The organism is uncultured Campylobacter sp., from assembly GCF_937997595.1.
GTDB lineage: Bacteria > Campylobacterota > Campylobacteria > Campylobacterales > Campylobacteraceae > Campylobacter_B.
In genome coordinates this window covers 1-8,331 of record NZ_CALKTS010000255.1, presented here as the reverse complement: position 1 = coordinate 8,331, position 8,331 = coordinate 1, and the positions used below count along the sequence as shown (strand labels likewise).

General features: G+C 49.6%; 6 protein-coding genes. 1 reads left to right on the top strand and 5 read right to left on the bottom strand.

Annotation, left to right across the window (positions count from 1 at the left end):
• The 5 genes from truB to sstT form a co-directional block, all read right to left on the bottom strand.
• A partial coding sequence (gene truB / locus Q0614_RS08510; protein WP_298788013.1) for a tRNA pseudouridine(55) synthase TruB occupies positions 1-650 on the bottom strand: 650 nt, incomplete at its 3' end.
• Positions 643-2,703: a UvrD-helicase domain-containing protein gene (locus tag Q0614_RS08505; protein ID WP_298788011.1), complete on the bottom strand. Its 2,061-nt coding sequence runs from the start codon at positions 2,701-2,703 to the stop codon at positions 643-645. The genes truB and Q0614_RS08505, both read right to left, overlap by 8 nt.
• On the bottom strand, positions 2,700-3,107 hold the full coding sequence (locus tag Q0614_RS08500) for a hypothetical protein (protein ID WP_297880672.1): 408 nt from the start codon (positions 3,105-3,107) through the stop codon (positions 2,700-2,702). Before Q0614_RS08500 ends, Q0614_RS08505 begins: the two co-directional genes overlap by 4 nt.
• 1 nt (position 3,108) lies before the next feature.
• The gene (locus Q0614_RS08495) at positions 3,109-5,019 is read right to left on the bottom strand and encodes a M3 family oligoendopeptidase (protein ID WP_298788009.1); all 1,911 of its coding nucleotides are present in this window, start codon (positions 5,017-5,019) and stop codon (positions 3,109-3,111) included.
• A 110-nt stretch (positions 5,020-5,129) separates the two neighbouring features.
• The gene (gene sstT, locus Q0614_RS08490) at positions 5,130-6,389 is read right to left on the bottom strand and encodes a serine/threonine transporter SstT (RefSeq protein ID WP_298788007.1); all 1,260 of its coding nucleotides are present in this window, start codon (positions 6,387-6,389) and stop codon (positions 5,130-5,132) included.
• A 144-nt stretch (positions 6,390-6,533) separates the two neighbouring features.
• Here sstT and metK point away from each other — a divergent pair, with 144 nt between their 5' ends.
• Entirely contained in the window at positions 6,534-7,733 is a 1,200-nt protein-coding gene (gene metK / locus Q0614_RS08485; protein WP_298788005.1) for a methionine adenosyltransferase, read from the top strand.
• Positions 7,734-8,331 lie beyond the last annotated feature (598 nt).

The window sequence follows — 8,331 nt, the reverse complement described above, 5'->3', positions numbered from 1 at the left end:
AAAAACTCGAGCGGATTTAGCGCCGCCTCGTCCGCAAAGCGCGGATCTTTCAAATCAAAAGCCCCCTCGTTTTCTCGTCTAAGCGCACTTAGCGTGCCGCAAACGCCCAGCTTTCCTGCTAAAATTTGCGCGAAAGAGCGCACGTAGCCGCCCTCGCTAAGTGCTACGCGAAAGCTTACGAAGGGGTGAGCGTAACTTAAAATTTCGGCATCAAAAACCCGCATCGAGCTCTCTTTCAAGCTCACCTCTTCGCCCGCGCGAGCGAGCTTGTATGCGCGCACGCCGTCAATTTTCTTGGCGCTGAAGGCGGGCGGGATAAATTTTATCTCGCCGCGCATCTGCGCCACCGCGGTATCTAAAACCTCGCGCGAAAGCGGCGGAATTTGCTCCACGCGCCCTATGTTTTCATTATCGCCGCTTGGGCTCTGCGCGCCCAGCCACAGCGTTGCGGCGTAAACTTTTGGCTCCTTTTTTAAAAATCTAAAAAAGCGCGCGTATTGCCCGAATGCCACGATCAGCGCGCCACTCGCGAAAGGATCGAGCGTGCCGCTAAAGCCCGCCTTTTTCACGCCGTATTTGCGCTTAAGAGCGCTTAAAAATTTATTGCTGCCGATGCCCGCGGGCTTGTCCGCCAAAAACAATCTATTCATAAGCGCCGATCTTTTCTACGAAATTCGACATTATCACGCGTGAAATTCCGCCGAAATTTATAGTGAGCCGATCGCCGTTTACCGCCGTAATCTGTCCGATGCCAAAGAGTTTGTGCTTAATCAGCTCGCCCTTGCTAAAGCCGCTACTTTGCTCGCGCGGAGGCTCTTTAGCCACCAAACCCGCCTCGGCTATAAACCTGCTAGCATCTAGCCTCTCGCGCTTGCCGCGATAAAAGCGGCTAGCGGCAAAGCTAAGCGTAAGCGTGCGCTTGGCGCGCGTAATCGCTACGTATGCGAGCCTGCGCTCCTCCTCGATGTCGCTACTGTCGCCCAAAAGCGGGAAAAACCCCTCCTCCAGCCCGATTACGAAAAGATGCGAAAACTCAAGCCCTTTGCTCGCGTGCACGCTCATTATGTTTATCGCATCGCCCATGATAGCGTCTTGATCGCTAAGAAGGCTCAGCTCGTTTAAAAATTCCGCCAGATCAAAATCGGGCTTATTGCTCGCCTCGTCCTTCAGCATCGCCAAAAATTCGTCGATATTTGCTACGCGATCGGCGCCGTCCGGAAGCGAGGCATAGTAGGCCTTTAGCCCGAAAGCGGGCTCCAGCGCGTCTATTTTTTTGATCGTATCGGCTAGCGCGGAGATAGAAGCGATGCCGCTTTTAAGCTCCGCTAGAGCCTGCGCCGCCTTGGCGCTAAGCCCCGCGTCCGGCTCGCTAAAGGCGTCGAATAGACTGATGAGCCGCAAGCGCGAAAGCTCCTCGAGCTTTGCCAGCGAGACCTTGCCGATGCCGCGCTTGGGCACGTTTATGATCCGCCTCATCGAAAAGTCGTCGTGCTCGTCGTTTACTAAGCGCAGATAGGCGATCGTATCCTTAATCTCGGCGCGCTCGTAAAATTTCACGCCGCCTACCATTTTGTACGGGATTTTGGCGCGATTCAGCCCCTCTTCCAGCGCGCGCGAAAGAGCGTTTACGCGGTAAAGCACGGCGATTTCAGAGGGCGCTACGCCGCTTGAAAGCAGCTTTTTGATGGCTTCTGCGATCTTTGCCGCCTCGATACTCTCCTCGTCTGAACGCAAAATTTCGATCTTTTCGCCGCCGCCGTTCATGCTAGTAAGGCTCTTGCCGAGGCGGTTTTTGTTATGCGAGATAAGCTCGTTGGCGGCATTTAAAATTTCGTCCGTAGAGCGGTAGTTCTGCTCGAGTTTGATAAATTTTACGTTTGAGAACTGATCTTTAAAATTTAAAATATTTTCTATCCGCGCGCCGCGCCAACCGTAAATACTCTGATCGTCATCGCCCACTACTACGAGATTTTCGTGCGCGGTGCAGAGCTTTTGCAGCAGTTTGAATTGAATGTCGTTGGTGTCCTGATACTCATCGACCGTGATGTAGGCGTAACGGCGCGAAATTTCATCGCATAGCCGCTCATTCGCGCTTAAAATTTTATACGGCAAGATCAGCAGATCATCGAAATCTACAAGATTATTCGCCGCCAAATACGCCTCGTAGCGTTTATATGCATCAGCGCAATGCGCGTAAAATCCGCTATACATCCTGCTTAGCTCGTCGTCCTCACCCTTTAGAAGCTCGTCGATATCTTTGGGGGCGATCAGAGAATTTTTGTAAGTTGAAATTTTGGCCGCTAATAGCGACGTGGGCAAATTTATCTCAAAGCCCTTGATGATCTTTTTCTTATCGTCGGTATCGATTACTTGGAAGTTTGCGCTACGCCCAAGCTCACTAATATGAAATTTTAAAAACAGAAGCCCGAATTTATGAAAGGTGCACAGAAGCGGCACGCCGTTTAAATTTAGCCCGCTTATCAGATTAAGCGCTCGCGAGCGCATCTCGGCGGCGGCTTTATTCGTAAACGTAAGCGTGAGAGTATTTTCCGCAGGCACGCCATTTGAGAGCAAGTAGGCAAGGCGCGCGGTGATCGTTTTGGTTTTGCCGCTGCCCGCACCCGCTAAGATTAACATCGCTCCGTCAACGTGGCTCGCAGCCTCGCGCTGAGCGGGATTAAGACCTTCTAAAATATCGCTCATTTTGAAAAAATTTTACGCGATTTTTCGCGCTTAAGCCACTCGGACTCGGGCTGGGAGAAATTTACCGCGATGGGCTTGCCGTCCACGACGATCTGCAAGACCGCGTAAAACGGCACGCTAAGCGTGCTTGCAAAATCCTGCGGCCCGAAACCCGCCTCGAAAACCAGCTCATCCTTGCTAAGATGCGCGCTAGAGAGCGTGTATTCCTCTAGCTGCAAAAAGATCGCGGGCATTTTGAAGCTTTTTAAAATTTCCTCCGGCAGCGGCGGATCAAATTTTATCTGATCCGTCCTCGCAACGATGCCAAATCCGCATCCAAGAGCTAAAACGTAATCCAAAACCGCGCCTATATTTGCACTACTCGCAGCGATAAATTTATCGTCTTTTAAAATTTTATCTATCATCCTAACCCCTCACAAACTCATCTACAAGCGCTGCGACCTGCTCTATGCCGATGCGCCAAAACTCGCTTTTATTGATATCAAAGCCGAATTTCGCCACTAGTTTTTGCGGCTCGTCGCTACCGCCCGAGCTTAAAAACTCGGTGTAAATTTGAACGAAATTTTCAAGCCTGCCGCTCTTATACAGCCCGTAAAGCGCGAGCACCAAAAGCTGCGCGTAGGCGTAGGAGTAGCAGTAAAACGGCGAGTGGATGAAGTGCGGGATGTAGCTCCACCAGCTTTTGTAATGATCCTGCAAGATTAGCTCGCCCGCAAACATCTTGCGCGACTCCTCCATCCAAAGCTCGTCGATCTGCCCCGTGCTTAGCTCATCTGCGCTCGCATGCACGCGCCGCTCAAAGGTCGTAAATCCGATCTGGCGGTAAAGCGTAGCGAAGATATCCTCGATCTTTGCCGCAAGCATCGCTCTTAGCGCGGCCTTATCGCTTGCAGTCTGCGATGGCGTATCAGTATCGCGCGCTGCGTATTCGCACGAACCCGCAGAGCTTTGCGAAGCGGCATTTTTTACGGCGTGCTCGTTTGGAATTTCACCGCCCTGAGCCTCTTGTGAAGCGCTGCGCTTTAAATTTTGCGAGCCGTCCGAGGCGGCGCTTTTAAAATTTAGCAAGCCGTTTAAATTTGAAAAATTTTCGCGCATATAATCAAACACCAGCATCTCGCAGAAAACTGACGCAGTCTCAGCCGTCGTTAGCGGCGTGAAGGAGTTAAAATAGCCCACGCCGTAGCTTAGATACTGATGTATCGCGTGCCCCAGCTCGTGCGCGAGAGTAAATACGTCGCGGCGCTTGCGCGTGAAATTTAAAAGCACGAATGGGTGCGTATCGCGCGAGCCCGAATGAGAAAACGCGCCGCTTTGCTTATTTTGCGCGGGCATCGCATCGATCCAGTTTTGCTCAAACGCCGTCTGTGCGATATGCTTAAATTTCGGGCTAAATTTTTCAAACGCCGCTAGCACGATCTGCTTAGCCTGCTCGAAGCTAAACTCGCTCTCATCGCCGCCGAGCGGAGCGTATCTGTCGTAATCATACAGCGCGTCGTAGCCTAAAATTTCGCGCTTTTTAGCGTAAAATTTGCCGACCAGAGCGAAGCTTCGCTCCGCCTCTGCAATCAGCGCATCTACGCTTGCAATATTTATTTGATTTTCCTCGTGCATCACCGCCTCGGCTTTATCGTAACCGCGTAGCTCGCAGCGAATTTTAAGATCGGTTTTGATCATATTGTAGATGTAACCAAGCAGATGGGAGTTCTGCTCTAGCACCGCGCTTAGCGAGGCTGCGGCGTCCTTTCGCACCTCGCGATCAGGGCTATGAAGCAGGCTTAAAATTTCCTCCTCGCCAAGCTTTTGCCCGCGAAAATCAAAGCTCATCCGTGCCATACTCTCGTCAAAAAGCCGTGAAAACGCCTCTCCGCTCACGGGTGAAGTTTTTAAAAGCACGCTTTCTTGCGGCAAGCTTAGCTGGTGGACTTTGCGCCGCTTAAGTAGGCTCAAATAGTATCTAAATCTCCCGCTTCCCACGACAAACTCGTCCTGTTTTGCGGCGTCAAGCTCGTTAAACTCGAGCTCGAAAAAAAGTAGGCTCTGCGAAATGTCGTTGCAAGCCTGCTCCGTCTTAGCCTGCTGCGCCCCAAGGCTCGTATCTCGCGCGAATCTTAGATGCGCAAAGCTCATTATCTTGCTGATCTGCTCGCTGATGCTCTCATAAAGCTCAAGCGCGCCTAAAAATTCCTCCGCGCTAAGAGCGTGTAGCTTATCTTTAAATTTAGCTTCAAAATCCCTAGCCTGCGCGGCCGCGTTTTCTACCGTGCCGCTAAATTCCGCTTCGTTTGCAAACAGCTCGCCTAAATTCCAATTCATCGATTTCCTTTTAAAATTTTTGTATAATTTTATCAAAAAAGAATAAGTAAAATTTTAAAAACCGCGAGATCCGCCGCCCTAGCGGAAATCGCGGTAAATTTTAAGGTGAGTTATTTTTGCATACTTTGCCACGCGATCGCCGTAAAAATCACGTCGGTGGAGCTATTGATCGCGGTTTCTACCGAATCTTGGATCACGCCGATGATAAAGCCGATCGCTACGACCTGCATTGCGATATCGTTTGATATATTAAAGAGCGAGCACGCAAGCGGTATCAGCATCAATGAGCCGCCGGGCACGCCGCTAGCGCCGCATGCACCGACCGCCGAGACCACGCAAAGCAGCAGCGCCGTCCAAAAATCGGGGCGCACGCCAAGCGTATGAGCCGCAGCAAGCGCCAAGATCGCGATTACCACCGCAGCGCCCGCCATATTTATCGTAGCTCCCAAAGGGATCGAGATCGAGCTTAGCTCGTCGCTGATGCCGAGCTTTTTGCATAAATTTAAATTTACCGGGATATTCGCCGCCGAGCTGCGGGTGAAAAACGCTGTGAGGCCGCTTTCGCGTAGGCAGGTAAATACGAGCGGATATGGATTTTTCTTAATCACCGCAAAGACGATGAGCGGATTTACCACGAGGGCTACGAACGCCATCGCGCCTACGAGTACGACTACGATTCGCACGTATCCCAGCAGCGCATCAACGCCGGTTTGATACACGGTAGAAGCTACTAGACCGAAAATTCCAAACGGCGCGAGCTGGATTACGAATTGCACGATTTTGGTTACCGCTTCGCTCAGATCGGTAAAAATTTTCTTTGTTTCATTGGTGCAAAATTTAAGCGCGACGCCAAGACCTATCGCCCAGGTTAAAATTCCTACGTAGTTTCCGTGCGCGATAGCGTTTACAGGATTATCCACGACCTTAAAAAGCAGGTCTTTTAGCACGATCCAAACGCTTGCAGGAGCGGTATTTTCCGCCGCGCCGACATTGCTTAGAGCAAGCTCCGTAGGGAATAAAAAGCTAGTCGCTACCCCCACGCACGAGGCTAAAAAGGTGCCTACAATATATAGAACAACCACGCGTTTTAAGCCGCTTGCACTGCCGTATTGTTTATTTACGATCGAGCTTAAAATCAAGATAAAAACTAAAATCGGAGCGACCGCTTTAAGGGCGCCTACGAATAAATTTCCTAAAATTTCCGCAAAAGCTACTACGTTTATTAAAAACGAAGTATGCTCTGCCGCAATATCGCCCGCCGTCGAACGCGCAGCAAAGCCCAAAATGGCGCCTATTATCAAGCCTGTAACTATGCGCAGAACTAGATTTTTATCTTTGTAGCTGGCTACTAATTTTTGAATCGAACTCATTTTTTACCTTTCAATCAAAACGTCGTTTGAAATATATCGAAATTTTATTTAAGCACATTTAAATTTGGGCGAAATTTCGTAATTTTTAGTTAATCTTAAAACCTCGTTAGATAAAATGCCCCGAAATTTTAATTAGGAGCAGATATGTATCTATTTACCAGCGAGGTCGTAAGCCCCGGACATCCGGATAAGTGCGCCGATATCATCGCAGACAGCATCGTGGATGAAATTTTAAAACAAGACCCCAACGGGCGCGTAGCAGCGGAGGTTTTCATCGCGGGCAAACACGTAGTAATCGGCGGCGAAGTAAACGCCAAGATCGACTTTACCCACGACGATTACCGCCACATCGTAAAGGGCGCGCTTAGCGAGATCGGCTACAATAACAACCCCTATTTTACGCGCGCGCAGTGCCTGCATCCGCAGGATCTGCAAGTGGACGTATTTTTAAACCAGCAAAGCCCCGACATCAACCAAGGCGTCGATCAAGAGGGCGGCGAGATCGGAGCGGGGGATCAGGGCATAATGTTCGGTTTCGCAAGCTGCGAAACGAAAAATTTTATGCCGGCGGCGATCACCTACGCAAGAGCGCTTTGCGATCACGTTTATGCCTACGCAAAATCCCATCCTAACGAGCTTGGCGTAGATATTAAGACGCAGGTTACGGTCGATTACGGCACGAAGAGCAATTTTGAGGAGTGCAAACCGCAAAGCATCCATACGATCGTGGTTTCCGCGCCATGCGTCGAGAGCATGAGTATCGAGCGCGTCCGAGATCTGATCGGAAATTTAATCGATTCGGCGGGGCTTCCGAAGGAGCTTTACGACAAAAGCAAAACGATCATCTACATCAACCCGACCGGCCGCTACGTAAATCACAGCTCGCTTCACGACAGCGGTCTAACGGGGCGCAAACTGATCGTAGATAGCTTCGGCGGCTACAGCCCGATAGGCGGCGGCGCTCAAAGTAGCAAAGACTACACCAAGGTCGATCGCAGCGGGCTTTATGCGGCGCGCTACATCGCCAAAAATATCGTCGCAGCAGGGCTTGCGAAAAAATGCATCGTCCAGCTCAGCTACGCAATCGGCGTGGCTAAACCGGTAAGCGTCAGCGTCGATTGTATGGGGACGAATTTAGGCGCGGCAAGCGACGATGAGTTGTCCACTTTCGTGCTTGAAAAATTCCCGCTCACGCCGCGCTGGATTATCGATAAATTCGGTCTTGATCGCCCAGGCAAAGGAAGCTTTCTCTACGCCGACGTCGCCGCGCGCGGACAGGTCGGAAACGACGAATATCCGTGGGAGCAGCTTGACGGCGTGGAGCTTTTTAAGGCTTTGAAATAAAATTTTACGCTTTGCAGTAGCGCCTTTTTAGCTTACGACATTCGCTAGGCTTGCAGCAGCGAGCCTAGCTCAATATTCTACGCGGCTTTGCATGTCGCGTAATTTTATAGCGCGCCCAAAAGTAGCGTTGCGGCAAAATTCTGTATCAAAATTCTAAGCCGTGGAATTTAAGAGTTTTCGCAGGTAGAATCGAATTTTAAAATTTTAAGCCCAGCTCGCGCAAAATTTTAAAATTGGCGCGCTGAAATTCCAAGGCTGAGCCCGTCTAGTTTAGTGATAAATTCTAACTAGAGCAGGCTTTAAAAGTATTTGCATACAAGCTTTAAATCTGCAATCGCTTAAAATGAAATTTGACCTACAAAATTTTTTCTAACGCGCTTTTTACTTAATCTCCGAAGGAAAAAATTTTAAATTCTCCTTACTTATGATATTTAAGCGTGTAAATTTTAAAATTTTGCATTTTATTTGAAGTTTGCCGCTTTTATATAGAAAGAAAACCCGAAGCAAATTTCATTTAAAAGCGGCATTTGCAAGATAAAAGCGCTGAAATTTTAAAATATGGAATTTATGAACGCTACTAATTTAAAATCTCAGATTG